This window comes from Kineococcus indalonis (assembly GCF_009906395.1).
Lineage (GTDB): Bacteria > Actinomycetota > Actinomycetes > Actinomycetales > Kineococcaceae > Kineococcus > Kineococcus indalonis.
Window position 1 is genome coordinate 1 of record NZ_JAAALM010000811.1, and the last position, 1194, is coordinate 1194.

Sequence of the window (1194 nt, forward strand, 5' to 3'; positions counted from 1 at the left end):
GGCGGGCTGGCCGCGGCGGCGGGCCTGGCGCGCTCCGGCTGGCGCGTCGACCTGCACGAGCGCGCCGCCGACGTCGAACCCGTCGGCGCCGGCATCAGCCTGTGGCCCAACGCGCTGCGCGCCCTGGACGCCCTGGGCGTCGGGGACGAGGTGCGGCGCCGCGCGGCGCTGGGCACCGGCAGCGGCATCCGCCGCCCCGACGGCCGCTGGATCGGCCGCAGCGACGTCGCCGACGCCGTGCGCGAGCGCTTCGGCGACCCCCTGGTGGTCCTGGCCCGCTCGGAGCTGACCGACCTGCTGGCCGCCCTGCTGCCCGAGGGGTGCCGGCACCCGGCCGACCCCGTCGCCCGCGTCGAACCCGGCGACCCGCACGGCGGTGCCCGCGCCCTCGTCGTCCTGGCCGGCGGGCAGCGCGTCGAGGCCGACCTCGTCGTCGCCGCCGACGGCATCGCCTCCCCGCTGCGCACCGCCCTGTTCGCCGGCCACCCGGGCCCCTCCTACGCCGGGTACACCGCCTGGCGCTTCCTGGCCCCCGCACCGCCCGGCGCCGCCGGCTCGGAGACCTGGGGACCGGGCGGGCAGCGCTTCGCGATCGTGCCGATGGCCGGCGGGCGGGTCTACTGCTACGCCACCGCCACCGCGCCGCCGGGCGTGCGCACCGAGGACGAGGCGCAGGAGCTGCGCCGCCGGTTCGGCGGCTGGCACGAGCCGATCCCGCAGCTGCTGGCCGGCCTGCCCGCCCGCGACGTGCTGCACCACGACGTGCTGGAGCTGGCGACCCCCCTGCCGCGCTTCCACGCCGGGCGGGTCGCGCTGCTGGGCGACGCCGCCCACGCCATGACCCCCGAGCTGGGCCAGGGCGGCTGCCTGGCGCTGGAGGACGCCGTCACCCTCGCCGTCCTCACGGCACCCGTGGCCGGCGGGGCCCTCGCCCCCGGCGCCCTGCCGCGCGCCCTGGAGCGCTATACCCGCCTGCGCCTGCCGCGCACCACGCGCATCGCGGCGCGCTCGCGCTCGGTGGGCCGGCTCACCCAGGCCTCCGGGCCCGTCGGCGCGCGGCTGCGCGACCTGTCCGGGCGGCTGGCGGGCGCCGTGCCCGCCGCGCTCGTCGCGCGCGGCCTGGCGCCCGTCGTGGACTGGCACCCGCCGGTCCGCTGAGCCGCGCCCGCGGCCCGGCGGGCACGACCTAGGCTC

Annotated in this window: 1 protein-coding gene; it reads left to right on the forward strand. The window is 81.1% G+C overall.

What is annotated here, in order from left to right; genetic code table 11:
* Positions 1–1158: FAD-dependent monooxygenase (locus tag GTR00_RS21280; RefSeq protein ID WP_166613497.1), on the forward strand; the 1158-nt coding region annotated here is incomplete at its 5' end.
* Between the last annotated feature and the right edge of the window lie 36 nt (positions 1159–1194).